20 protein-coding genes and 1 pseudogene are annotated in these 25,670 nt (G+C 67.9%); 12 read left to right on the top strand and 9 right to left on the bottom strand.

Annotated elements, in window-relative coordinates; genetic code table 11:
• Positions 1–4: 4 nt before the first annotated feature.
• The 4 genes from AC07O8_RS15495 to AC07O8_RS15480 form a co-directional block, all read right to left on the bottom strand.
• Positions 5–856: an HDOD domain-containing protein gene (locus tag AC07O8_RS15495; RefSeq protein ID WP_495048876.1), complete on the bottom strand. Its 852-nt coding sequence runs from the start codon at positions 854–856 to the stop codon at positions 5–7.
• Positions 853–993, bottom strand: coding sequence for a hypothetical protein (locus AC07O8_RS15490; RefSeq protein WP_495048875.1), 141 nt, complete (start codon positions 991–993; stop codon positions 853–855). The genes AC07O8_RS15495 and AC07O8_RS15490 overlap by 4 nt, the downstream gene beginning before the upstream one ends.
• The gene (locus AC07O8_RS15485) at positions 990–3,890 is read right to left on the bottom strand and encodes an EAL domain-containing protein (RefSeq protein ID WP_495048874.1); all 2,901 of its coding nucleotides are present in this window, start codon (positions 3,888–3,890) and stop codon (positions 990–992) included. Before AC07O8_RS15485 ends, AC07O8_RS15490 begins: the two co-directional genes overlap by 4 nt.
• Before the next feature lie 89 nt (positions 3,891–3,979).
• Positions 3,980–5,452 (bottom strand): aminotransferase-like domain-containing protein, encoded by a 1,473-nt coding sequence (locus tag AC07O8_RS15480; protein WP_495048873.1) that lies wholly within the window; start codon positions 5,450–5,452, stop codon positions 3,980–3,982.
• A gap of 266 nt (positions 5,453–5,718) precedes the next feature.
• Between AC07O8_RS15480 and AC07O8_RS15475 the strand changes: the two genes are divergently transcribed.
• On the top strand, positions 5,719–6,600 hold the full coding sequence (locus AC07O8_RS15475) for an RNA polymerase sigma-70 factor (RefSeq protein WP_495048872.1): 882 nt from the start codon (positions 5,719–5,721) through the stop codon (positions 6,598–6,600).
• Between the two features lie 79 nt (positions 6,601–6,679).
• Positions 6,680–7,146, top strand: a pseudogene (locus AC07O8_RS15470) (carboxymuconolactone decarboxylase family protein).
• 197 nt (positions 7,147–7,343) lie between these two features.
• Here AC07O8_RS15470 and AC07O8_RS15465 read toward each other — a convergent pair.
• From AC07O8_RS15465 to AC07O8_RS15455, 3 genes are all read right to left on the bottom strand, one after another.
• Positions 7,344–9,332, bottom strand: coding sequence for a HEAT repeat domain-containing protein (locus tag AC07O8_RS15465; protein WP_495048871.1), 1,989 nt, complete (start codon positions 9,330–9,332; stop codon positions 7,344–7,346).
• Positions 9,329–10,522, bottom strand: a complete 1,194-nt coding sequence (locus AC07O8_RS15460) for a GGDEF domain-containing protein (RefSeq protein WP_495048870.1) — start codon at positions 10,520–10,522, stop codon at positions 9,329–9,331. The genes AC07O8_RS15465 and AC07O8_RS15460 overlap by 4 nt, the downstream gene beginning before the upstream one ends.
• A 296-nt stretch (positions 10,523–10,818) precedes the next feature.
• Positions 10,819–11,067 (bottom strand): hypothetical protein, encoded by a 249-nt coding sequence (locus tag AC07O8_RS15455; protein ID WP_495048869.1) that lies wholly within the window; start codon positions 11,065–11,067, stop codon positions 10,819–10,821.
• A gap of 265 nt (positions 11,068–11,332) precedes the next feature.
• Here AC07O8_RS15455 and AC07O8_RS15450 point away from each other — a divergent pair, with 265 nt between their 5' ends.
• The 4 genes from AC07O8_RS15450 (at position 11,333) to AC07O8_RS15435 (ending at position 13,751) form a co-directional block, all read left to right on the top strand.
• A complete protein-coding gene (locus AC07O8_RS15450) occupies positions 11,333–11,584 on the top strand; it encodes a hypothetical protein (protein WP_495048868.1) in 252 nt (83 codons plus the stop codon).
• A 262-nt stretch (positions 11,585–11,846) separates the two neighbouring features.
• Positions 11,847–12,665, top strand: coding sequence for a hypothetical protein (locus AC07O8_RS15445; protein WP_495048867.1), 819 nt, complete (start codon positions 11,847–11,849; stop codon positions 12,663–12,665).
• Between the two features lie 166 nt (positions 12,666–12,831).
• Positions 12,832–13,164, top strand: coding sequence for a hypothetical protein (locus tag AC07O8_RS15440; RefSeq protein ID WP_495048866.1), 333 nt, complete (start codon positions 12,832–12,834; stop codon positions 13,162–13,164).
• A 191-nt stretch (positions 13,165–13,355) separates the two neighbouring features.
• Positions 13,356–13,751, top strand: a complete 396-nt coding sequence (locus AC07O8_RS15435; protein ID WP_495048865.1) for a DUF488 domain-containing protein — start codon at positions 13,356–13,358, stop codon at positions 13,749–13,751.
• A gap of 2 nt (positions 13,752–13,753) precedes the next feature.
• Here the strand turns inward: AC07O8_RS15435 and AC07O8_RS15430 are convergent, their stop codons facing one another.
• Both AC07O8_RS15430 and AC07O8_RS15425 read right to left on the bottom strand, forming a co-directional pair.
• Positions 13,754–15,400 carry a reverse transcriptase family protein gene (locus tag AC07O8_RS15430; protein ID WP_495048864.1) on the bottom strand — a complete coding sequence of 549 codons (1,647 nt, stop codon included), beginning with the start codon at positions 15,398–15,400 and terminating at the stop codon, positions 13,754–13,756.
• Positions 15,401–15,478: 78 nt separating this feature from the next.
• On the bottom strand, positions 15,479–16,492 hold the full coding sequence (locus AC07O8_RS15425) for a LysR family transcriptional regulator (RefSeq protein ID WP_495048863.1): 1,014 nt from the start codon (positions 16,490–16,492) through the stop codon (positions 15,479–15,481).
• Between the two features lie 221 nt (positions 16,493–16,713).
• On the opposite strand from AC07O8_RS15425, the gene AC07O8_RS15420 reads away from it, so the two are divergent.
• From AC07O8_RS15420 to AC07O8_RS15395, 6 genes are all read left to right on the top strand, one after another.
• On the top strand, positions 16,714–17,562 hold the full coding sequence (locus AC07O8_RS15420) for an alpha/beta hydrolase fold domain-containing protein (protein ID WP_495048862.1): 849 nt from the start codon (positions 16,714–16,716) through the stop codon (positions 17,560–17,562).
• A 56-nt stretch (positions 17,563–17,618) separates the two neighbouring features.
• Positions 17,619–18,830 carry an efflux RND transporter periplasmic adaptor subunit gene (locus AC07O8_RS15415; protein ID WP_495048861.1) on the top strand — a complete coding sequence of 404 codons (1,212 nt, stop codon included), beginning with the start codon at positions 17,619–17,621 and terminating at the stop codon, positions 18,828–18,830.
• Between the two features lie 122 nt (positions 18,831–18,952).
• Entirely contained in the window at positions 18,953–22,216 is a 3,264-nt protein-coding gene (locus AC07O8_RS15410) for an efflux RND transporter permease subunit (RefSeq protein WP_495048860.1), read from the top strand.
• Between the two features lie 12 nt (positions 22,217–22,228).
• The gene (locus AC07O8_RS15405; RefSeq protein ID WP_495048859.1) at positions 22,229–23,656 is read left to right on the top strand and encodes an efflux transporter outer membrane subunit; all 1,428 of its coding nucleotides are present in this window, start codon (positions 22,229–22,231) and stop codon (positions 23,654–23,656) included.
• A gap of 415 nt (positions 23,657–24,071) precedes the next feature.
• On the top strand, positions 24,072–24,968 hold the full coding sequence (locus AC07O8_RS15400; protein ID WP_495048858.1) for a hypothetical protein: 897 nt from the start codon (positions 24,072–24,074) through the stop codon (positions 24,966–24,968).
• 58 nt (positions 24,969–25,026) lie between these two features.
• On the top strand, positions 25,027–25,560 hold the full coding sequence (locus AC07O8_RS15395; RefSeq protein WP_495048857.1) for an NYN domain-containing protein: 534 nt from the start codon (positions 25,027–25,029) through the stop codon (positions 25,558–25,560).
• Positions 25,561–25,670: the final 110 nt, after the last annotated feature.

The raw sequence follows: 25,670 nt of genomic DNA, 5'->3' as shown, positions 1-25,670 counted from the left end.
TCCTTCAGTGAAGCAGCGCCTCGCAGATGGCCTCGAACTGGGCCTCGGTGTGCGCAAACACCCGCTGGCAGGCGGCGTCGTCCAGGCCGCATGCGGCCCAGACCGGCAGTGCCAGGCTCGGCACCGCCTCGTCGGCATCGCCGGTCAATCCCAGCGCATGGGCGATGGCATCGGCGACATGAGCGATGCCGGTCAGCGTCAGCCCGGGGGCGGCCGATGGTGCGTGGTGCTCGCGGATGGCGTCGACGACGGCCGGTGAGAAGTTCCAATGCCCGGCGATCAGCCCGCCGACCTCGGCGTGATCGATGCCGAGCACGCCGCGCTCGGCATCATCGGCGGGGCAGTCCTGCTCGTGCCGCCAGCGTCCGACCTCGGCGTAGGCCGGCGCAAACGCACTGGCCAGGGCCAGCCGCCCGATGTCATGCAGCAGGCCGACAGTGAAGGCCAGGTCGGCGTCGTCGCGCCCCAGTTCGCTGGCAAGCGCCTGCGCGCACAGCGCACTGCCCAGCGAGTGGCGCCAGAAGGCATCGTGATCGAAATCAGCGGGGTGGCCGAAGCTGCCGGCCAGGCCAGCGGCAGTCACGACCCCGCGCACGGTGCGCAGGCCCAGCACGCCGATCGCCTCGGCCACCGACCCAACCCGCCTGCCACGACCGTAGAAGGACGAGTTCGCCAAGCGCAGGGTCTTGGCGGCCAGGGCCTGGTCCTGGGAGATCTTGGTGGCGAACTGCTCGGCACTGAGCCCTTCCTCCCCCAGCGACTCGACCAGTTCGAGCACCAGCGAGGGTAGCGGCGGCAGGTCGCGCAGCGCGGCAAGCAACTCGTCGCGGGTGATGGCTCGCAAGGCCGTGCTCATCGCGGCGACTCCTGGCGATACCGACGCATCGGATGCAGCAGCGGGTGCACCCGCCCGTCGCGCAGGCTGTGACGAAACAGCTGCGCCAGCGCAGTCGGCTCCACCGGCGTTTTCTCGGGGGTTTCTGGACTGTTCATTTCGGAGCCTCGGTTTGCGGCAGCAGCACGAGCAGGCGGCCGCGCGCATTGCCGTCCAACAGACGGCTGATCGCCCACCAGCGGCGCCCGGCCAGCGTCACCAGCATGGCGACGCCGTCCAGCGCTTGCCGCAGGTTGGGCGGCAACTGCTCGCCGGCCGGCTCACCCAGCCGATCGACGGCCAGACCGCACAGCGCGCGAGCCGGCGCATTGGCGAACACCAGCAGGCCTTCGTCGTCGATGCCGAACGCGGGCACCGGCACGGCATCCAGCAGCTCCTGCGCCGCCTCGCGACTGCCGACCTCGCGCAGGTTGCGCTCGCGCTGGGCGCTCAGCAGCGTCCGCAGGCGCCGGTTCAGCTGGGCCAATTCCTGGTTGGCGGCCTGCACCTCCTGGCCGAGGCGGCGGTTCTGGTCGGCCATCTCCTTGATCGTGAAGGCCTCGCGCAGATGAGCGCGCAGTTGTTCGTCGTCCCAGGGCTTGGCGAGAAACTTGTAAATCGCCCCTTCATTGATCGCGTCGGTGATCGACTGCAGCTCGGTGTAGCCCGACAGCACCAGGCGGATGGTCTCCGGGTAGAGCTGGCGGATGCGGCGCAGCAGCTCGACCCCGGTCATGCCCGGCATGCGCTGGTCGGACAGGATCACGTCGACCTCGTGCCGTGCCATCTGCTCAAGCGCCTGCTCGGCGCTGGTGCTGCTGAGCACCAGCCAGCCTTCGGCGCGCAGCAGCCGTCGCAGCGCGGCGAGGATGTTCTCCTCGTCGTCGACCAACAGCAGGGTGCGCTGCCGCGAACGCCGGCCGATCAGCGCTGCATCAATCTGCCGGCCCTCGCGCAACATGGTTTCGATGGCCTCCGCCGGCACCGCGGCGCTGAACCAGTAGCCCTGCATCTGGTCGCAGCGGTTGGCGGCCAGCAGCGCTGCCTGGCCTTCGCTTTCGACGCCCTCGGCGAGCACCTTCATCTGCAGCTGCTGGGCCATGGTGATGATGGCGCGCGTGATCGACACCGCTTCCGCCGGGGCGCTGACGTCGGGCACCAGGGAGCGGTCGATCTTGACCACGTCCACCGGCAGCCGGCGCAGATAGCTGAGGCTGGAATAGCCGGTGCCGAAGTCATCGAGCGAGACCTCGACGCCGAGGGCGCGAAGCGCGCTCAGGTGCTGCACCGCCTGGTCGAAGTTGGCGATCAGCATGCTCTCGGTGACCTCGACGCCGAACCGCCGCGGGTCCAGCCCGCTGGCCGCGAGCAGGGCCTCGATGCGCCGCGCCAGGTCCGGCTGCAGCAGCTGGCGCGCCGACAGATTGACCGCCATGCGCAACGGCGGAAGCCCGGCGCGCTGCCAATGCGCCGCCTGCTCGATGGCGTGGCGCAGCACCCAGTCACCGATGGGCACGATCAGGCCGGTTTCCTCGGCGATGGGGATGAAACGGTCGGGCGCAATGCGGCCCAGGGTCGGGTGCTGCCAGCGCAGCAAGGCCTCGACGCCGACGATGCGGCCATGGCCCAGGTCGAGTTGCGGCTGGTAGTGCAGTTCGAGCTGTTCGTCGCGCAGCGCATGGCGCAACGCGGTCTCCAGCGTCAGCCGTTCGGGGTCGTCGTCATGCGGCGCACCGGCATAGGCGCTGACCTGGTTGCGGCCCAGCAGCTTGGCCTGGTGCAGCGCGGCGTTGACGCGGCGCAGCAGGGTGTCGGCGTGGTCGCCGTCGGCCGGCGCCATGGCAGTCCCGATGCTGCAGGTCAGGTGGATCTCGTGGCCTTCGATCGTCATCGGCCGGGCGATGCTGTCGAGCAGTGCCTGCCCCATGTGCGTCGCCGCGTCCGCAGGAGCGGGCATCACGACCACGAACTCATCGCCGCCGCGGCGCGCCACTAGGTCGACGCTGCGCACGGTGGCGGCGATGCGCCGAGCGACTTCGCGCAGCGCGGCGTCGCCGACATGGGGGCCGAGCCCGTCGTTGATGCGCTTGAAGCGGTCGAGCTCCAGCATCAGCACCGCGGTTTCGGCGCTGGTATGCAGGATCGCGTCCAGGCGCTCTACGAGTAACTGGCGGTTCGGCAAGCCCGTCAGTTCGTCGAACTGCAGCAGTTGCTGGATGCGGCGTTCGGCGGCGCGTCGTTCGCGCAGGTCGTCGATGCAGACATGGGCGAAGAAGGTGTCGCCGCTGGTCACCAGACTGACGGAGACATCGGCCGGAATCTCATGGCCCTCGTGGTGACGCAGGCTGGTCTCGAACCGCAGCGCGCCGCGTTCGCACAGCTCGCGCCAGCGCTGCGGCCACTGCCCCTCGTTGACCTGGGTGTCGATGTCGGGCACCCGCAGCCGCAACAGTTCGGCGTGCTCCAGGCCGAGAAGCCGGCAGGCCGCGGCATTGGCATCGAGAACGGCACCGTCGGGGCCGACCTGGAGCAGGGCGTCGTTGGCTTGCTCGACCGCGTGGCGAGTTAGCAGCAATTGCTGCTGCGCCTGCTCGCGTTCGCTGACGTCGCGTGCGGAAGGGATCAGCCAGAGCACGCGTCCGTCGGGGCCGAACAGCGGCAGCAAAGAGAAATCCATGGCCAGCATGGAGCCGCTGGCACTGGCGATACGCACATCGAAGCGCGAGGCTTCGCCGCGTGTCGCGCTGGCCAATGCCTCCTGCACGCGCTGCTGGGACAACGCGCAGCCCTGCCACCAGGGCGTGGCCTCGAAGCGCTGGCCGAGCACCTGTTCCGGCGTGCGGCCGATGGCCTGCAGCGCGGCCTGGTTGGCATAGCGCAGCCTGCCGTCGACATCGAGCAGGCCGGCAAAGACCGAGGGGCCCAGCCTGTCCATCACCTCGTGCAGGGACAGATTGGGGCCGGATGCGGGATGGCTGGCCGGCACCAGCGTCAGCGCGGCATGGCGATGCGGCATACGCGAGGCAGGGTGGGTTGGGGCATGCCTTCACTCTGCGCGGCGGCATGCACCGCTGGCGTGATCAGTTGCCGCCGCCGGCGACCGGATCAGATGGGTGCAGGCGTCGGCTGCCCAGCGCGCACGGCGTCGTCGACCAGGCGCGCCAGGGTGCGCATGGCGCGTTCGAGCGTGCCGTCCCATTGCTGCCCGCAGGTCAGCCGGATGTGGTGCTGGAACTCGGCGCGCGCCGAGAACATCGGGCCCGGGGCCAGGCTGATGCGCTCCGCCAGCGCGGCCTGGTGCAGCGCCATCGCATTGACGCCGACCGGCAGCTCCACCCAGACGAAGTAGCCGCCCGCCGGCCGCAGCACCTTGCTGCCATCGGGAAAGTGCCGGCTCACGGCGTCGAACAGACTGTTCCGCTGCGACCGCAGCGCCTCGCGCAGGCCGCGCAGATGGCGATCGTAGCCGCCCTCCTGCAGGTACTCGGCCAACGCCGCCTGCACCGGGATCGAACCGGACAGGCTGGTCATCAGCTTCAGGCGTTCGACCTCGCGCACCCGCCGCCCGGGCGCCGCCCAGCCGACGCGGTAGCCCGGCGCCAGGCATTTCGAGAACGACGAGCAGTGCATCACCAGGCCACGTCGGTCGAAGGCCTTGGCCGGCAGCGGCGCCGTCTTGCCTTCGTAGAGCTCGGCGTAGACGTCGTCTTCGATCAGCGGCACCTCGTGGCGGGCCAGCAGCTCGACGAGGTCGCGCTTCTTCGCCTCGGGCATCAGGCTGCCGAGCGGGTTCTGGAAGCTCGTCATCAGCCAGCAGGCCTTCGGGCGGTGGAGCTCGAGGACCTGTGCCAGACGGCTCAGGTCGATGCCCTCGCGCATATGCGTCGGCACCTCGATGGCGCGCAAGCCCAGGCGCTGCAGCGCCTGCAGCGCCATGTAAAAGGTCGGTGACTCCACCACCACTGCGTCACCCGGCCGCGTCACGGCGTTTAGGCAGAGGTTCAGCGCCTCCATCGCGCCATGGGTCAGCACGATCTCATCGGTGGCGATGGCCATGCCCTGCAGCAGGTAACGCTTGGCGATCTCGCGCTTGAGCCGCAGATTGCCCGGCGGCAGGTCCTCAACCATGCTCCAGGGGTCGAGCCGGCGCGTGCTGGAGACCAGCGCGCGGCGCAGCCGATCCAGGGGATACAAGGTCGGGCTGGGGAACGCGGAACCGAAGGGCACGATATCGCGCGCTCGTGCCGCGCCAAGACAGGCGTAGATCAGGTCGTTGACCTCGACCGGCTGCGATCCGGCATGCGGCTCCGAGGTCTTGGGCTCGGCGAGCAGCACGCCGCTCGCACGGGCGGCGACGTAGTAGCCGGAGCGCGGCTCCGCACGGACCAGGCCGCGCGACTCGAGCAGGTAATAGGCTTGGAAGACGGTGCTCGGGCTCAGGCCCCGACTGGCGCAGGTCTGGCGCACCGAGGGCAGCCGATCGCCAGGCCGCAGCACCCCGGCGGCGATCTGCTGCTCAAGTTCGCGAGCCAGCAGTTCGAACTTCGCGGTGGTGGTGGTTGGCGGGCGATCACGCATAGTGACGGCACCGCGCCTCGGGCGACTGCCGGCTGGGTGAAGTGGCGTGCAGTCAGTCTAGGGCTTGGGGGCGGTGATGCAAGCGCCGGAGGTCGGCAAGGCAGCGATGGTTGGCATGAGCAAGGCCAGCATCAAGTTCGAATAGTGCGCTGGCCGCGTCACAAACGCCTGCCGTCGAACGTCTGGTGGGCAGACACTGGAACCTGTCGTGTCGCTCCCGGCCCCACCGCCTCCCGCCAAGTTCACCCTATCGCCATGGACACCGCATGGAAGATGCCACCGGAATCTTTGATCGCCTGCGCCCGCACCTGCAAGGCATCGCCTACCGCATGCTGGGCTCCACCGCCGAGGCCGAAGAGGTCGTCCAGGACGCATGGCTGCGCTGGCACGACGCCGATCAGGCGGCGATCACCAATACCGAGGCATGGCTGGTCGCAATCGCCACGCGAATCGCGATCGACAGGCTGCGTGCAGCCAAGGTGCGGCGCGAGCATTACGTCGGCTTCTGGCTGCCCGAACCGCAGCTGGCTGACTCGCCGCGTTCTCCCGAACAGGTCCTTGAACATGCCGACGATCTGTCGATGGCGTTCCTGACTTTGTTGGAACGGCTGGCGCCGGAGGCGCGTGCCGCCTTCCTGATGCGCGAAATCTTCGATGCCGACTATGCCGAGCTGGCCCAGACGATCGGCAAGAGCGAGGTGGCGTGCCGTCAGTTGGTGAGCCGCGCGAAAGCGCAGCTGCGCGACGCACGACCGCGCTACGCCGTGGCGCCCGAAGCGCACCTGCGCGTCATGCGCCAGTTCGCCGAAGCGCTCTCGCAGGGAGACTTCAAGGCGCTCAAGTCCATGCTGGCCGAGGAGGCCGAGTTGATTGGCGACGGCGGCGGCAAGGTGCCGAGCTTCGGCAAACCGCTACGCGGAGGACAGCGCATTGCGCAGCTGTTCTATGCGACGTCGCTGCGGTTCAAGGCCTTGGTTCGGATCGAGCTCGCGGTCATCAACGGCCAATGGGGCGTGTTGCGCTTCATCGACGGCGTGCTCGAGTCAGCCCAGGCCTACGAGACCGACGGCGAACTGATTGTGCGCATCCACGTGCAGCGCAACCCGGACCAGCTGGTGCGCATCGCGGCGGCTCGCGCGCCGTCCTGAACCGGCTCGTCACAAGCGCGGCTGCTCGCGCGTCTTCAGGGGGTGTGTCCTCAACCCTGATCGAAAGCGATCCGCCACCATGACCCAACGCCTCAACTATGCCGAACAGTCGTCGGAGTACTTCAAGAAATTCGCCGCCTTCAGCGCCTCGCTGAACGGCAGTTCGATCGAGCAAGGCCTGCGCCACCTCGTCGAGATCCGCGCGTCGCAGCTCAACGCCTGCGGCCTGTGCGTTGACATACACGTCAAGCGGGCGACGATCCACGGCGAGCGCGCGCTGCGCCTGCATCACCTGGCAATCTGGCGTGAGTCGCCGCTGTTCGCGCCGCGCTCGCGTGGACCGAGGCGCTGACGAAGCTGCCTGAGCATGGCGTGCCCGACGAGCTGTTCGAGCGGGTGCGTACGCAACTCTCGGAGAAAGAGGTCTCGGACCTGACCCTCATCGTGATGTCGATCAATGCGTGGAACCGTGCCAACGTGGCCTTCAAGACCGTGCCCGGCGCGTCTGACGCGGCCTTCGGGTTTGACAAGGCCAACCTCCAATGAGCGCGCCGAATCCCATGAAGATCGTCGTCATCGGCGGGAGCGGCCGGATCGGCGCCAAGGTTGTCACCATGCGCCTTGCCCGCGGACACGAGGTCGAGAGCGGGAGGAGGTCGACAGGCCTGTTTCACGGGGCTCGGCGGCGGCAGGGGAGCGATTCTGGCTGAGACGAACAACGCCGTGAGCGTCAAAGGGCGGGCTCAAACGCCGGACGCGGATGCCTGCCATTCCAGTTGGCGGAGCCCCGCGAGCACGAAGGCCCGCGTGCCCGGCGCCTGCAGGCCCTCGGTCACCTCGACATCGTTGGTCGTGCTCGACTTCAACCAGGCGGCCAGCGCCGTGTGGACCACGGACAGTTCGGTCTCCCGCAGCAGGAGATCGAACAGGGGCCGACCCGCCGCCGGATCGGCGAGCTGTAGCAGCGCGCCGGCAGCTTCGCTACGGCACTCCTCGTCCTGACTGGCCAGTTGCTCGATCAACAGGGATCGCGAGCCATCGTCGAGCAGGCGAGCCTGCGCACGCAGGACGGAAGCGACAGCGACACCGCGACGCAGCGCGTCCTGCAGTGCCGGCATCGCCGCCTTCGTGGCGACAGAAGCCAGCGTTTCGACGATACGTTGCACCTCTTCGTCGTGGGTCGCCTGTGCCAACACGGCGACCAGGGCTTCGCTGGTTCGGGCGTCAGGCGTCTTCATCAGAGACAGCATCGCGCCGTCTCGAAGAGAGTGCGTCCCCAGCAGCAGCGGCGCCAGCAGTGCGGCACCGGCGGGATCGCGGAATTCGCCGAGCGCATGCGTATGACGCGGGTTCACGCCTTCGCAGGCCGTTGCGGCGCTGATCAGCGACGGCAGCAGATCGGCGCCCTGAGCGGCCATCGCCTGGCAGACGTCGTTCACGTACTGGTGACTGATGCGTGGCAGCAACTCCAGCAGCAGGGCGTGGACACGTGGGCCTCGCAGGTTCGCGCAGGCGCTCGCCACCGCACTGGCGTTCCAGTGGTGCGGATCGTCCGCCAGGGCCTTCGAGAAGCCTTCCCAGCCCTGTTCGTCGCCCAGCCGCACCAGCGCCTCGGCCACCCCGATCGCATCACCCGGCTTCACTTCGCCCAGCAGCTTGCGCAGGGGGACCACCGCCGCTTCGGGATCGGACGTGGCCAGCTGGAGGGCCGCCGCGCGGCGCACTGGCAGCGACGCCGAGGAGAGGCCGACGCGCGGCCAGTGTTGATCGCCTGGACCGACCAGACGGGCCAGCTCGTCAGCAAGCTCGCTGGCGTCGCGCGGCGTCTTCGCTTGTTCGAGCGCGGCCACCAGGTCGGGCGCGGCCTCCAAGGCCTTCAACTGCCCCAGCGCCTTCGCCGTCACGTGGGCGCCAAGGCGTCGCAGAGGCCCGATCGCCCGCGCGTCGCCCAACTGCCCGAGCGCGGCCACCACGGCATCGCGCCACACCAGCGGTGCGCTGGCACCGATGTCATCCAGCCGCTGGCACAGGATCGTGACCGCGGCCTCATCGCCGACCCGGCCCAGCGCGTCGATGCAGGTGCGGCGCACTCGCGCGTCGTCGTCGTCCAGACCCTGCATCAACCGCTCGCGCTGGGGCGTCTCGGCCTTGTCGACCACCGTGGCGCAGAGGGTTTCGATGACCGTGGAGAAGTCCTTCTTCTTCGCCTTCTCCTCACGACGCAGCGCGCCGATGGCGTCCAGCAGATCGCTCACCCAGCTGCCGTCGGCGCGACGCCGGATCGCTTCCGCCGCTGCGACGCGGACGCTGGGGCTGCGGTGCGCCAGCGCTTTCAGCAAGGGCACGCGGACCTCGGAGCTGGACAGCCGTCCCAAGCTCGCCAGGCCCGTGGCGATGTCTTCCGCGCTTCGGGACTTGAGCAGGCGAAGGTAGAACGGCAGCGCCTCGTTGGTGGGTTCCCGCAGCAAGGCGTGTTTCGCTGCCGCCGCCACGGACGGATGCTCATCCTCCGTGGCCGGGATGAGCAGCGCAGGCGCGCGCCGGGCCAGACGCTCCAGCGCGGGGTGCGCCAGATAGGGCTCCGAACCGGAACGAAGGAACGCGATGATCGCTTCGCCCGCTGGTGCAGACCCGGCACGCGACAGCGCTTCGAGCGCCAGGAGCGCGTCCACGTCGTTGTCGGCGACGCGCAGGGTGTCGGCAAGGGCGGCGGTCAGGGCTTGTTCGTTCATCGGGATGGGGCGTCGTTGTCGGAATGGCTTCTTGGGGGCCAGATCTTGCCACCCATTTGACTCCCAGCGATGCGCGCCGATCCGGGCACGAACGGGACCAGCGCCATCCGGTCCCGTCCCTGGCGCTTGGAGGCGTAGAGGGCCTCGTCGGCCTGCTTGAGCCAGTGCGACAGTTCCGCGTCGGGCTGGCCGGACAAGGTCGCGCCGATGCTCAGCGACACCGGCTCAGGCGTCACGAACATCTCGCGCGCCTGCCGAGAGAACGCCTCGCGCAAGTTCTGGCCCAGCGCATGCGCGGCGGCATCGGAGACGCCTTGCAGCAGGATCACGAATTCGTCCCCGCCCAGTCGCGCGGCCAGCGCGCCTGGGGGCAGTGCGCCGCGGATGAGGTCGCTCAGCGTCATCAGCAGGCGATCCCCGGCGGCGTGGCCGTGCAGATCGTTGACCTGCTTGAAGTGGTCGATGTCGATCAGCAGCAGGGCGCAGGGGTTGGCCGGGGAAGCCTGGTCCAGCAGCGCCGGGGCGCGCAGATAGAGCGCGCGTCGGTTGTCCAGATTGGTCAGCGGGTCGCGTGCGGCGATCTCGGCGATGCGCTCCCCGCGGCGATGTCGCTCGGTGCCGGTCATGGACATCGCGAGCAGCATGATCGCCATCACGCCTTCCACCAGTGACACCAGGATCACCGTGCCGCGGAAGCCCGCGAGGCTGACGAAGGCGTCCGGCGCCATGGCCGAGGCGGCCTTGGCGAGGTAGAACAGGCCGTGTGCCAGCAGGACGAAGCGCAGTTGCGCCGCGCCCGGGCTCAACATGCCGCCGTGAGGGCGCAGCAGCAGGCCCGCGCGCAGGGTGATGACGGCAATCAGCAGGGACTGGATGCCCAGCATCGCCTTGGACCACCAGGGCCCGTCGGGCAGAAGCAGCATCGCGAGCCAGACGACGACCAGCAACCACCAGGCGCGTGGCAGCCGGGTGCGCGTGAATCGCGCGACGCCGGCCAGGAACATCCAGTGGGCGCCGATCAGCAAGCCATTCGGAAACCAGATTCCGAACAGCATATGGCCGCTGGAACGCAGCAGGGCCAGCACGCTGCCCACGGCGATGATGGCGAAGCCCGTGCTCCAGAGCTGCAGCGAACGTTCGCGCACGCTGCCCCATTCCGCGGCCAAGTACAGCGCCGAGGCGGCGGCCATGGCCGCGGTGAGGACGAGCAGGGTGAAGGGTCAAGAACCATGGACAACGGATGAGCGGGTGCGTGCAGGATCCAATTGTTGGCCATGGGAACGCAGCGTTGGATGGACTGGGGCTGCGAAGGAGAACTCGTTGCTCATCTGCTGCCCGTGGTCGGGACGGAGGGACGCTTTGGAGCGGGGGCGGAAACGGACCTTAAAAGCAGAACGCCCGGCGCGAGCCGGGCGTTCTGCTGGGGGAATGATCCTTGGGCTTCAGCCGATGGATGTCCCCATCGATGCCGCGCAACCTTCGGGATTCACAGCGCCGAGGCGACCTGGGCGCCATCGGCCGAGTTGTCGCGGCGGCCGGTGACGTAGACCGTCGGCAGTTGCTGGCGCTTCACGGTGATCACCACCGGATCCAGAGCGACGATTTGAGCGCGCGCTTCGCGCTGGCCTTCTGCGTGCGCGATGCCCAGGCCCATCACCACCGCAGCGACCGCCCCAAAAGCGACCGCCTTGATGGTGCGGCTGGTGGCGGATTCGATGTTGAAGCGGTGGGTCATGTCGTTCTCCTGGATCGGTGGGCTGTGTCGATGGATGGAGTGTCGTCATCGACGCCCCGCGTTTCGAGCACCAGGAGACGAAGACGCAGCGCGGCGGCGTGAACTGCATGGGCGGCGGATGAGCGGATGTAAGGAGGGCGCGGATTCGGATTTGCGGCGGGTGCGTGCGCGTTTCCGCGGTTGGACCTCAGGCTCAGCAGCGTGATCACGGCTCCGCGAGGGACTGCTTGGCAGCGGAAGCGGACGTTGCGCCTACGATGGTGGAATGAGCAAACGCCTGTTCCTCACCTCCGCGCTCAACACCCTGGCTGCGGCCCTATCGACCCTCCGCCGAGCGGGCTACACAGTCACACTGACGACCGAAGGGTATCGAGCGGAAAGCGCCACTACCAGCCTGTTGGCCGAAGACCTAATGCAGCTTCTCAGCTTGGCGCGTTTGCTCGACGTGCGAGGTGCGGCTTGGCCGCCCACTGACGAGGAGGTGCAGGCGTTTGTGAATCTCGAAGGCGAGGTCTAAGGGGGTGCGTTGACACTCCGAGCACTTGTCCCGCGACTGGTTCCATCACCCTCCACTATCTGAGCCATGTGCGTCCGCTCCAAACCTGACGTCGCAACGGCTTTGCAACGAATGCAGACTTTCAAGCGCAAGGCGGACGTGATTCCGCGCCGGCTGTATTATTTTGCGGATGGCAGATCGCGCGTGGATAGTCGATTCGGTAGGTGCAGCGGCCTTTAGTCGGCTGGCAGACGGTTTGACTGGCTCTGCTCTTCAATCGCTGTTGCTTGAAGTGATGCATGCACGAGCCGAGGCGCGATGCGCGAGCGAACTGGTCGATCAGTATGTCCGCGACCCCTTTTGCGCACCGTCGGCGATTGACCTCCGTGCAATGCTTGCCATCGACGCTCAATTGCTGGTGGCCGCCGAGCGCTTCGAGGCGGTCGAACTGTCACCGGTGGCTCCCATGGGGGCCTGTTCGGTTGTTGGTCCCTCTCATCAGAACCGCGTCCTGTCAGCGTTGCGGTCGACCGAGGTCGTATCGGACCCGACGAATGTTCTCGCGTTGGAGTGTTCGCTGCGAATGCGGGCATCCTCGGCGGCTGATGTTCACCTGGCCACAAGCCACCGCGTCCTGCGAGCCCAACCCTTTCCGAGGCAACCAGGATACGCCCAACACTTTCGTCTGTTCGCCCTCGGAAGCGGGGGCGTTGAACGCAAGGATCACGCGTTCACGGTCGAGGCGGTGGTGCTGCATGTGCGCACGATGCTTGCAGGTTTGCTTCGGCTCGAACAGTTGGGCTACTCACTGCACCGGCCTCGCGTGGAGGTGCTCGTGTCGGCGGAAAAGCGGCAACTCGGGTCCCGGATTGCCGACATCCTGAGCGCCGACCTGCAGCCTCTAGAGCATCCTTATTACTCGGGCGGACTTCGCTATCGAATATGGGTGCCGGCACCCGACGGAGGTGAGCTTCCGCTGGCCGATGGTGGAGTCTTCGACTGGCTTGGCCAACTCTCCTCCAATCGCCGCGCCGTCTTCATCGGAAGCGGACTGGGTTCGCAATTGATTGCGCTGCGCTTTGCGCGCCAGTCGCTGGGGTGAGAGAAGCCCGCGCGATGAAGTGATCTGACCCGAGGTCGTCTTTCATTGAGGGCCGCTACGGCGGAAATCGATCGTCCGCCGCGCCAACCACCAACTTCCGCTCCCAGCCTGAAGCCGCGGCTGCATCGCAGCGGAAGCGGACCAAGTTGAAGTAGGCTCCGCCCCCATGGACTACCACCTGTCGGTCAACGAAGCTCTGGCACGCCTCCCTGAGCTGGAAGGTCTGGACATCCGCATTGAGGGGGTCCTGAGTTTCGACTTTGAAGACGTGTGTGTGAGTCACTTCCCAGCCGACGAGCGAGCCGATGGGTATCGGTCCTCGATTTGGCTATGGGTCGGGACTGGCTCACTTGGATTCGACCGAGAAGCCTGTCGTCGTCTCAACGGGAGGCGGGTGATGGTCGAAGGCTCACTGTCCGCCGCGACTCCCACCATGGGCTGTGGACACATGGGCCTGTGGCCGGCGGAGCTGCTCGTCAGGACTCTGAATCGTGCCTGATGTCCGTCCGCTTCCAGCCTAAAGCGCGCATTGAGAGTCTTGGTTGAATTGCGGCGTTCGCTGTGTCGTGCAGCTCGCTCAGCGCCACACGAGCCAGGGGACCAAGGCCCTTCGACCGCAGCAGCTGGGCATCGATCCGGCCCCAGGATTCCCTCCTGGAAATCCGGTCGACACCGCGTGATCATGTCGCCATGAGCATCCGCATCGTCCAACTCGGTGTCACACCGCGCCTGCCCGACGAGGGCCCTCGTCTTGGCACCGTCCGTCGCCCGCCGCGCGGGATCCGCAAGGAGGACTACGGGCGTCTGGACTACTACGACAGCTGGCTGCCATTGCTCTCGCCCAGCGCGGAGCTGATGGCGCAAGGCCGGGCGGCCGAGGACGACAAGCAATGGACCGCCTTCGCCCGCGCGTATCGCAAGGAGATGAGCGAGTCCGCGCCATCGCAGTTGCTGGACACGCTGGCGGTTCTGTCGCACACGTCCAATCTGTCGATGGGCTGCTATTGCGACAATCCGGAGCGTTGCCATCGCAGCCTGCTCACGCACTTGCTGGCTGAGCGCGGCGCTGCAATGCGAAACGAGTGAGGTCAGCGAGCCGCGTCGAACGCGATCGCGTCGAACATCCGCTGCAGCTTCTCGACCCGCGAGGGTGCCAGGAATTGCCTGGCCCACGCGAGACGCCCGAGCAGCGGTGAACGCAGTGCCGGATCAACCGTGCCGCTTGCGCTCGACCTGCCGAGCCGGTGCAGCTCTGCCTTCAAGCGATCGAAGTCCTCCCGCGCGAGGTTCGGCTTCGCATTGACGACGACGCCGGTTACCTGCTGCCGGCCGCCCTTGGGCATCGCGTGCGTCTTGTCGCGTCGCAGCCAGAAGCCCTCGTCTTCGACGATCGCCTGCACCCAGGCGCGGAACTCACGTTGATCGCGGCGCAGTGTTGCGGGGCCGGAGAACACGAGGTCATCCGCATACCGCGTGTAGCGCGCGCCGAAGCGATGGGCGAGCCCGTCCAGCCGCATGTCAAGCGGGAATGCGCAGAGATTGGCCAGCGCCGGCGATGTCGGCGCGCCCTGCGGCAGATGCGGCGAGGCGAGCCGCTTCGCGCCGTCGAAGTCGATCGAGCCGTCCTCGCGCAGGCGCTCTCGCACCGCGACCGGCGTGCGCGCCGTGCAAAGCGTCGTCAGCCGTTCGACGACGGCGTCGGAGAAGCCCAGCGTCCGGAACGTCGCCGCGATCCGAGCGCGTCCGATGCTGGGGAAGAAGTCGCGCAGGTCGAAGCGGATGACGAAGTCCTGATCGGCGTGCACGGTCGCATTCGTCGCGACGTTGCGGCCCGGCACTAATCCGTGAGCGGCTTCGTGGCAGGGGAGCGTGTTCAGGAGGCCGTCGAGCAGACGCCGCTGGATGGCCTTCAGGCGCGGCAATGGCGCTTCGAGCAGCCGCAGGCCGCCGCGGCGTTTCGGCACGAGCAGGCATCGATAGTGAGGCGTCGGCGTGACATGCGGGCGCTGCGGCGTGGCAATGGACTCCCGGTACTGCCGCGCGGGACCGGCGAAGCGATCGAGCTCGTCGAGCGTCAGGCCGAGCCACGCCGCCAGGTCGGCCTCCGTCGGCCAGTCCGGCAGCGCCAGGTGTTCCAGCGCGAAAGGCAAGGGCCGCATCCGCGAGGGTCGCAGCAGCAGGCGCCGCACCGTCGGTCGCGGAAAGCGTTCGCGATCGAAGCCTTCGTGGAAGGCCCCGATCTCCAGCAGCGCTTCGGCGAGGCTGCTCACCGAATGCGCCCGCCACACCGGCGTCGTCCATCGCGCGAGCGCCACGCACAGCGGCTTCAGCCAGGGCCGCGCCTCGGCGCCGAGGCATTGCTCGGCACGCGCCTGCAGCGCCTCGGCCTCACGGGCACGCGGTGACTCGTCGTCCGCCTGCAGCGCGCGGGCGAGCGCCAGCGCGATCCAGCGGGGATAGGTCAACGGCGCGGCAACGGTCATCGGCGGCGGGCGGTCCTTGTCGACGCCGCAATGGCGGCGACGGGGGAGGCAAGAGGTGACCCCCGATGCGCCGCCAACTGACGGGTCCTGCTGATACAGCTCCGCGCGGCAGCGCGGTTGAGTATCGGCGCCGGATGACTGACTGTGGAAAGCGCCGCGGGGAACCCCCGCGGCCGGAGGCGCGAACGCTTCCGAAGGCTTGGCGGCGACCGGAGGTTGGCGACGATTATGGGCGCTTGCCGTGACGCTCAAGCGGCGTCGGGACGGTGTGAAGCCTCAAAGCTCGACCTCGACCGCGTGCTTCGTGCCTCGTGCCTCGTGCCTCGTGCCTCAGGCCGCGCTCAGCACCGCCTGCTTCGCCGCATTCGCCTGCAGCGGGATGTATTCCGCGTCCGACTCGGTGCGCTTGGCCTCGCAGCTTGCGACCAGCTGCTTCTGCCATTGCGAATGGCGTTCGAACAGCTCCGCGATCCAGTCGACGAACACGCGCAGCTTGGTGCTCAGGTGCCGGTTCGGCGGGTACACGACGTACAGCGGCAGCGGGTCCGATTCCCAGTCGCAGAGGAAGGGCACCAGCTCGCCCGAGTCGATGTGCGGCTTGATCATGAAGTAGGGCGCCTGGATCACGCCCAGCCCCGTCAGGCCCGCGGTCATGTACGCGTTGCCGTCGTTCACCGAGACCTTGTAGTGGCCGTAGATCTCGTAGCGCTGGCCGTTCTTGCTGTAGTCGAACGGGAAACGCTTGCCGGTGCGCGTCGAGAAATAGCTGACCACGTGGTGCTGGTCGGACTCCAGGTCCAGCGGATGCTGCGGCAGGCCGTGCTGCTGGATGTAGGCCGGCGACGCGCAGCAGCCGTAACCCCAGTCGCCGATGCGGCGCGCGACCAGCGACTGGTCGGTGATCTCGCCGCCGCGCACGACGCAGTCGACGCTGTCGCCGATCAGGTCCACCGGCCGGTCCGACACGCCGAGGTCGATCTGGATGTCCGGATGTCTTGCATAGAACTCCGGAAGTGCAGGAATCAGCAGCAAGCGCGCCACACTCGACGCCACATCCACGCGGATGCGCCCCTTCGGCGCCGCGCGCGCATGCGACACCGACCCCTCGAGTTCCTCGATGTCCGACAGCAGCCGCGTCACCCGCTCGTAATACGCGGCGCCGTCCGGCGTCACGCTGACGCGCCGCGTCGTGCGGTTCAGCAGCTTGACCTTGAGGTGGTCCTCCAGCGACTGGATCAACCGCGTCACCGCGGTCTTGGGCAGGTCCAGCGATTCCGCCGCCCGCGTGAACGTTCCGGCTTCCACGACGCGTGCGAAAGCCTGCATGGCATTGAGCTTGTCCATCCTTGACCCCTGACGGCGGTCATCACCGCCACTGCTCCGTCAACACAACCCGGCGCGTCTGCGCGCGCGCGAGGTCGCCATCCTGCCCGATCGATTGTTTCGTCGATGAAACGCTGATTCGCGCTCCAGGCTGTTTATCGGACGGCGTCCAGTCTCCAAACTTCGCTGCATTGCAACATGAACCGGTCTGCCCCCACGGGGAGCAGGCCTTTGGCCCTGCCATGGATGCGCTGCCGCTGACCTCCTGCCACGACGACCTCCTGCCCGCCGGCGACGGCGTGGTGCCGGTGCGCGTGTACAAGGGCGCGGCGCGTCGCAAGGACGCACCCGTCGTCATGCATCTGCACGGTGGCGCCTTCACCCGCGGCGACCTGGACAGCGGCGAGCTGGTCTCCCGCCTGCTGGCGGACGCGGGCGCGGTCGTCGTCGACGTCGACTACCCGACCGGCGAGGCCACCGTGTTCCCGACCGCGCTGAAGACGCTGGACGCGCTGCTGTCCGGCGTGCACAAGGCGCGCGCCAAGCTGTCGGGCAAGGGCGCGCCGCTGATCGTCGCCGGCGAAGAAGCCGGCGGCAACCTCGCCGCCGCGCTGGCCCTGATGGCGCGCGACCAGGGCCACCGCAAGCTGTCCGGCCAGATCCTGATCGGGCCCATGCTCAATCCCTGCATGGGCACCGCCTCGCTGCGCCAGGCCGACGCCGGCTACGGCGAGTGCCGCTGGATGCACGGCTGGCGCGCCTACCTCGGCGAATGCGAGGACGGCGATCACCCCTACGCCGCGCCGGCCAACACCGGCCGCCTGTCGGGCCTGGTGCCGGCGCTGGTGGTCAGCGCCGAGGACGACCCGATGCGCGACGAGGCGCTGGCCTATGCCCGCGCGATGAAGCGCGCCGGCGTCGACGTGCAGCAGGCGCTGATCGCCGGCCCCAGCGGCTGGCCCTGCAGCCTGATGAAGCTGCCCTCGCTGTCCGCCCTCCAGCTGCCCTGGGCGAGCGCCCTGCGCCAGAAGCTGGCCGATTTCCTGTCCCTGATCCCACCGGCCGGCAAGCGCCGACTGCAACCCGCCTGACCTCAAGAGCCCGCCAAGAACTCCCAACGTCTACCCCCGTCACCGGAGCACCCACCATGAACAAGAAGATCTTTGCCACCTCGCTCACCGCCGTCGCCGCGGTCGTCGGGGCCCTCGTCGTCGGCCTGCACAGCCAGCAGGCGGTCGCCAACCAACCGTCGGGCGCGCCGCAGGCGATTCCCGTCTCCGTCGCCACCGTCGCGAGCCAGGAAGTGGCCGCGTGGGACGAGTTCTCGGGCCGCCTGGAAGCCGTGGAGCGCGTCGATGTGCGCGCCCGCGTGTCCGGCGCCGTGCAGTCGGTGCATTTCCGGGAAGGGGCGCTGGTCAAGGCCGGCGAACTGCTGATCACCATCGATCCCGCGCCCTACCAGGCCGAGGTCGACCGCGCCGAAGCGCAGGTGCTGGCCGCGCAGGCCCGCGTCAGCTATTCGAAGAGCGAGCTGGAGCGCTCCACCCGCCTGTGGAGCGAGCGCGCCATCGCGCAGCGCGAGCTCGACGAGCGCAGCAACGCCGCCAATGAAGCCAACGCCAACCTGCGCGCCGCGCAGGCCGCGCTGCAGTCGGCGAAGCTGAACCTTGGCTACACGCAGGTGAAGGCGCCGGTGGCCGGTCGCGTCGGCAAGCTGGAAGTGACGCAGGGCAACCTCGTGGCCGCCGGTCCGGGCGCGCCGGTGCTGACGACGCTGGTGTCGGTCAGCCCGATCTACGCCAGCTTCGATGCCGACGAAGGCACCGTCGCCCGCGCGCTGAACGAGCTGCACGGCAACGCCAGGATCGCCTCCGGCGCCCTGTCGAGCATCCCCGTCCAGATCGGCACGGCCGCGACCGCGGACACGCCGTTCAACGGCAAGCTGCAACTGATCGACAACCAGGTCGACGCCCGCAGCGGCACGGTGCGCGTGCGCGCGGTGCTGGACAACAAGGACGGCGCGCTGATCCCGGGCCAGTTCGCCCGCATCCGCCTGGGCCAGGCCAAGAAGAGCGCGGCCGTGCTCGTCAACGAGCGCGCGGTCGGCACCGACCAGAACAAGCGCTTCGTGATGGTGGTCGGCGCGGACAACACGCTGAGCTACCGCGAGGTCCTGCTGGGCGCCAACGTCGACGGCCTGCGTGTCGTGACGTCGGGCCTGAAGGCCAACGAACGCGTGGTCGTCAACGGCCTGCAGCGTGTCCGCCCCGGTGCGCTGGTCGCTCCGACCATCGTCCCGATGAACGCCAAGGCCGAGATCCAGGCCAAGGACGGCGCTCCCAAGGCGGACAAGACCTGACCTGAACCCGAAGGGACGGGCAAGACCCGTCCCCATGGGGCGACGGACAGCCTCCGGGGCGGCGCGACGCTGCCCCGCGGGGGGACCTTTGCCGTTTTCTCCAGTCGACTTGAAAGACTGACATGAATCTCTCCAAATTCTTCATCGACCGCCCGATCTTCGCGGGCGTGCTGTCGGTGCTGATCTTCGTCTCCGGGCTGCTCGCCGTGCGCGTGCTGCCGATCTCGGAATACCCGGAAGTCGTGCCGCCGCAGGTGGTCGTCCGCGCGCAGTACCCCGGCGCCAATCCCAAGGTCATCGCGGAAGCCGTGGCCACGCCGCTCGAGGAATCGATCAACGGCGTCGAAGGCATGCTCTACATGGGCAGCCAGGCGACCACCGACGGCCTGATGACGCTGACGGTCACCTTCAAGCTGGGCACCGACCCGGACAAGGCCCAGCAGCTGGTGCAGAACCGCGTCTCGCAGGCCGAGCCGCGCCTGCCCGAGGAGGTCCGCCGACTCGGCCTGACCACGGTCAAGAGCAGCCCCGACCTGACCATGGTCGTGCACTTGCTGTCGCCCAACGACCGCTACGACATGACCTACCTCCGCAACTACGCGGTGCTGAACGTCAAGGACCGCCTGGCGCGTATCCAGGGCGTGGGCCAGGTGCAGTTGTTCGGCTCGGGGGACTACTCGATGCGCGTCTGGCTGGACCCGCAGAAGGTCGCCGAGCACGGCCTGTCGGCCAGCGACGTCGTCCAGGCGATCCGCGAGCAGAACGTGCAGGCGGCCGCCGGTGTCGTCGGCGCTTCGCCGGGCCTGCAGGGCATCGACCTGCAGCTGCCGATCAACGCGCAAGGCCGTCTGAACAACGAGCAGGAATTCGGCGACATCATCGTCAAGTCCGGTGCCAACGGCCAGGTGACGCGTCTGCGCGACCTGGGCCGCATCGAGCTGGGCGCCGCCGAATACGCGCTGCGCTCGCTGCTGGACAACAAGTCCGCGGTGGCGATCCCGATCTTCCAGGCCCCGGGCTCGAACGCGATCGAGATCTCGAACAACGTGCGCGCCACGATGGCCGAGCTCAAGAAGGCCATGCCCGAAGGCGTGGACTACTCCATCGTCTACGACCCGACGCAGTTCGTGCGGGCGTCCATCGAGTCCGTCGTCCACACGCTGCTGGAAGCGGTGGCGCTGGTCGTGCTGGTCGTGATCCTGTTCCTGCAGACCTGGCGCGCGTCCATCATCCCGCTGCTGGCGGTGCCGGTGTCCATCATCGGCACCTTCGCGGTGATGCATCTCTTCGGTTTCTCGATCAACGCGCTGTCGCTGTTCGGCCTCGTGCTGGCGATCGGCATCGTGGTGGACGACGCGATCGTGGTCGTGGAGAACGTCGAGCGCAACATCGAGGCGGGCCTGAGTCCGCGTGAGGCGACCTACCGCGCGATGCGCGAAGTGTCGGGTCCCATCATCGCGATCGCGCTGGTGCTGGTCGCGGTGTTCGTGCCGCTGGCCTTCATCACCGGCCTGACGGGCCAGTTCTACAAGCAGTTCGCGCTGACGATCGCGATGTCGACGGTGATCTCGGCGGTCAACTCGCTGACGCTGTCCCCCGCGCTGGCCGCGATGCTGCTCAAGGGCCACGACGCGCCCAAGGACTGGCTGACCCGCGCGATGGACAAGGTGCTGGGCCGCTTCTTCGGCGGCTTCAACCGGCTGTTCAACCGCGGCGCCAAGGCCTACAGCAACGGCGTGACCCGGGCAATCTCGCGCAAGGTGATCATGCTGATCGTCTACGCCGCCCTGCTGGGCCTGACGGTGGGCCTGTTCAAGGCGGTGCCGAGCGGCTTCGTTCCGGGCCAGGACAAGCAGTACCTGATCGGCTTCGCGCAGCTGCCGGACGGCGCCACGCTGGACCGCACCGAAGACGTGATCCGCCGCATGAGCGAGATTGCGATGAAGACGCCGGGCGTGGAGCACGCCATCTCGTTCCCGGGCCTGTCGATCAACGGCTTCACCAACAGCTCGAACTCGGGCATCGTGTTCGCGTCGCTGAAGTCCTTCGACGAGCGCACCGGCAAGGGCCTGTCCGCCGGCGAGATCGCCGCCAAGATGAACGCCGACTTCGGTCAGCTGCAGGACGCCTTCGTCGTGATGTTCCCGCCCCCGCCGGTGCAGGGCCTGGGCACCACCGGCGGCTTCAAGTTCCAGCTGGAAGACCGCGGCGGCCTTGGCTACGAGGCGCTCGACGGCGCGGTGAAGGCCTTCATGGCCAAGGCGCAGAAGGCGCCGGAACTGGCGGGTCTGTTCAGCAGCTACCAGGTCAACGTGCCGCAGCTGTACGCGAACCTGGACCGCACCAAGGCACGCCAGCTGGGCGTGGCGGTGACGGACGTGTTCGACACGATGCAGATCTACCTGGGCTCGCTGTACGTCAACGACTTCAACAAGTTCGGCCGCACCTACACGGTCCGCGTGCAGGCGGACGCCGCCTACCGCGCCCGTGCCGAGGACGTGGGCCTGCTGAAGGTGCGTTCGGCCTCGGGCGAGATGGTGCCGCTGTCGGCGCTGATGAAGGTCGAGCCGAGCTTCGGCCCGGAACGCGCGATGCGCTACAACGGCTTCCTGTCGGCCGACATCAACGGCGGCGCGGCGCCCGGCTACTCGACCGGCCAGGCGCAGGACGCGGTCGCGCGCATCGCCGCGGAGACGCTGCCCCCGGGCATCAGCTACGAGTGGACCGAGCTGACCTACCAGGAGATCCTGGCCGGCAATTCGGGCGTGTGGGTGTTCCCGCTGGCCATCCTGCTGGTGTTCCTGGTGCTGGCCGCGCAGTACGAGAGCCTGTCGCTGCCGGTGGCGATCATCCTGATCGTGCCGATGGGGCTGATGGCGGCGATGACCGGCGTGTGGCTGAGCCACGGGGACAACAACGTCTTCACGCAGATCGGGTTGATCGTGCTGGTGGGCTTGTCGGCGAAGAACGCGATCCTGATCGTGGAGTTCGCCCGGGAGCTGGAATTCGCCGGCAGGACGCCGCTGCAGGCGGCCATCGAGGCGAGCCGGCTGCGTCTGCGTCCGATCCTGATGACGTCGATGGCATTCGTGATGGGCGTGCTGCCGCTGGTGCTGGCCACCGGCGCGGGCGCCGAGATGCGCAACGCGATGGGCGTGGCGGTGTTCGCCGGGATGATCGGCGTGACGGCCTTCGGCCTGTTCCTGACGCCGGTGTTCTACGTGGTGGTGCGCCGCCTGACCGGCAACCGGCCGCTCAAGCAGCACGGCGAGGTGCCGCATGACGTCGAGGCGTTCGTGCAGCCCGCGCAGGGCGAGGGCCACGATTTCGGCGCGGGCGGCAACGCCCGTCCGCATCCCGCCGCGCCGCGCCACGAGCACGAATAAAGGATTCGAGCCATGAAAACGAAACTGATGATGACAACGCTGCTGGCGGCCCTGGTGCTGGCCGGTTGCGCGACACCGCCGCCGATCGACGAATCGCGCATTCCGGCGACGCCGACGGCCTTCAAGTCGCAGGCGACCGCGGCCGCGACCGCGACGGTAGGCGAGGCGCGCTGGGCGGTGGCCCCGCCGGCCGATGCCGAGCCGCGCGGCGACTGGTGGCTGGCGTTCGGCGATGCGACGCTGAACGATCTGATCCGCCGCTCGCTGGTCGGCAACAACGACCTGCAAGGCGCGGCGGCGCGACTGGCGCAAGCGCGTGCGCTGCTGCGCAGCACGAATGCGGATCGCCTGCCGCAGGTTGGCGCCAGCGCCGGTGCCACACGCGGCACGGTGGCGGGCCAGGGCCCGGCCGCCACGACGGTCTACAACGCCGGCCTGGGCGCGAGCTGGGAGGTCGATCTCTCCGGCCGCCTGTCGGAGGCGACGCGTGCGGCCTCGCTGGATGCGCAGTCGCGTGAAGCGCTGCTGCAATCCACGCGGCTGATGGTGCAGGCGGACGTGGCGCAGACCTACCTGGCGCTGCGTTTCGCCGATCAGGAACGCCGGCTGGTGCGCGACACCGTCGCGGCCTACCGCGAGACGCTGGCGCTGACGCAGCGTCGTTATCAGGCGGGCGACGTCGCCGAGCTGGACCTGGCGCGCGTGCAGACGGAAGTCGCCGCGACCGAGGCCGAGGCGATCAGCCTCGACCGCCGCCGCGCCGAGCTGGAGAACGCGCTGTCGGTGCTGCTGGGCGAGCCCGCGTCGGGCTTCAAGGTGGCGGAAGACACGGCGCTCGCGCCGCTGCCGTCGATTCCATCGGGTCTGCCGAGCACGGTGCTGGCGCGTCGCCCGGACGTGGCTGCGTCGCAGCGCAGCCTGCTGGCGGCGCAGTCGCGGGTGGGCGTGGCGCAGGCCGCGTGGTTCCCGAGCCTGACGCTGACGGCCAACGGCGGCTACGCGTCGCCGGAGCTGAGCGACGTGTTCCGCTGGTCGGCGCGCGCGTGGTCGGTCGATGCGCTGCTGTCGCTGCCGATCTTCGACGGCGGCCGCCGCAAGGCGGGCGTGGAGTCGGCGAAGGCGGGCCTGGACCTCGCGATGGCCAGCTACCGCCAGCAACTGCTGCAGGCGCTGCGCGAGGTCGAGGATTCGCTGGTCGGTCTGCAGACCTTGTCGCAGCAGGCGGAAGTGCAGGGGCAGGCGGTCCAGTCGTCGACGCGTGCGACGGCGCTGTCGGACTCGCGCTACCGCAACGGGCTGGTGAGTCAGCTCGACCTGCTCGACGCGCGCCGCAGCGAGCTGCGCAACCGCCGCGCGGCGCTGCAGGTGCAGGCCGCGCAGTACCAGGCGACGGTCGGACTCGTCCGCGCCCTGGGCGGCGGCTGGACCACGCCAGCCTGAGCCCCGGCCGGGCAAGACCCGGCCCCTTTCAAATGCGACCGGACCTTTACCGGTGCCCCTTTGGGCGTGCAGGGATGCACGCCCTTTTTTTCGTTGTTCGCTGATTGCAGTGGGTGCTCTGACGCGTTGTCGTAGGCAACCGCGCCTCCTCCACGAGTGGAGGTCATTGTTCTTGCCGGGCGCGACGCTAACGTTGGTGTCACCCAAGAAGACCTTGGAGCGCACGCAGCGCGTGTCGACGGTGGCTTAGGACTGCGCCGAAGCCTGCTCCAGAAAGCGGAAAGCCTCCTTGCGGAGGCCTTCACACTCTTTTCACCGGGTCGCGCCCTTTCGGGTTGTCTAACCGGCGCGTCAGGGGTGGAAATTTACTCCAGCGAGCGCGTGGGGACAAGCCTGGATGCATCCTCAGAGTCAAATGTTCGAACGGGTCATCTCCAAACCTCGTCTCGATAGCTACCGGGGCTACTGGAAAGTCGACGCCGACACGGCCGTCGGCCTCTACATGTGGAATGGAGAGGTCTGTGGCGAGCTGTCCAAGCTTCTTTCCTACCTTGAGATCGCCCTGCGCAACAGCATCCATTGCGAGCTCAGCCTGAATGCCAGCATGGGCGCCAGTTCAAGTTGCCATTGGTGGGACATCCATGCGGGGTCGTTGAAAGCTGAAGCGAAAAATCAGATCAGGCGGGTTCGCGACAATGCGCCCCAGGCCGTGCTCTCTCCGGATGAAATCGTGTCCAGGTTGACCTTTGGGTTCTGGCCCAGGATCCTCACCTGGGTGTCGAAGCAGTTCCCCACGCTTCTGTCCAGGATCCTTCCGGACCATCCGCTGAGCCGGCACGGTGCGTCGCCCAACTGGTTCCACCGCCACGCCCGTCATGCGGCTTGCCTGGAGTTCCTCGAGTTCAGTGATGTGCGCAACCGGATCGCGCACCACGAGCCGCTTTGGAAGTTCTCCGACATCGTCGACACCTCACCGGCAGTTCCAGCTCCGGCCATCCTGATCTGCTCGCGCTCTGTCGATGAGCCCTCCACCTTCGCTCGATTTGCTCGACTGCTGGCCTTGTTGGATCGGACGGTTCATGCGCTGTCGCCCGCACTTCAGGCCAGTCTCGTGGCTTCGAGCTGGCGCGTGCGGCTGGACTTTCTGCTCTCGCCTCGCGGCGTGCAGCGCTACAAGGAGGGACGCCATGTCCCCGAACCGCAGGCCATGAGTTCCAACGCGTTGCGCCAGCAACTGGCTTCCGTGATGCAGCGGAATCGACCGGTCAGGCTATACGACCACGGCGGCGAAGGGATGTTCGTGCCGGTCTAGGTCTGGGAGACGCGCGTCGCAGGTCTGCTGCCTAGAATCTGCTCAACCGAAAGGAAGCATGAAAACGGTCTGGATCATCGACGGCGCCTACCTGTTCAACGTGGGTCGCGGCCGTCCGTTCGATTACCTGAAGCTCAAGAACGAGCTCGTGCAGCGCAACGGTGGTCCGTTCTACGAGAGCTACTACCTGAACTCCACGCGCGACCTGGCGACGGATCAGCAGAGCGCGTTCCACACGTGGCTCAAGGCAGCGCCGCCGCGAGGTCCGAAGATCCGCGTCCAGCTGTACGAGATGAAGAACTTGCATCTTCAATGTCCGGATTGCGGCGTCCAGTTCGACCGTGAAGTGCAGAAGGGCGTGGACGTCGCGATCGCGACGCTGCTGATCAAACTCGCGGTGCAGAACGTCTACGACCGGTTGATCCTGTCGGCGGGCGACGGCGACTTTGAAGACGCGATCTCCTACGTCAAGTCCGATCTCAAGAAGGAAGTCTGGGTCAGTGGCCTGCAGGCCAATCTGTCGACCGACCTCCAGTCCTACGCGGACGAGGTGGTGTGGATGGACGATCTCTATCCGACCATCGCCAGGTGACGGTCGCGGTCGGGGCGCCCAACCCATGAATCCGTGAGTTGATGTCCGGAGGGCCTCAACTCATCGCGTCGCCACATCAGCGTTGGGCCGGCCCCCTCACAGTCCGGCCC

It is taken from the genome of Roseateles sp. GW821-FHT09G09, from assembly GCF_059415965.1.
This window is presented reverse-complemented; position numbering and strand designations above follow the sequence as displayed.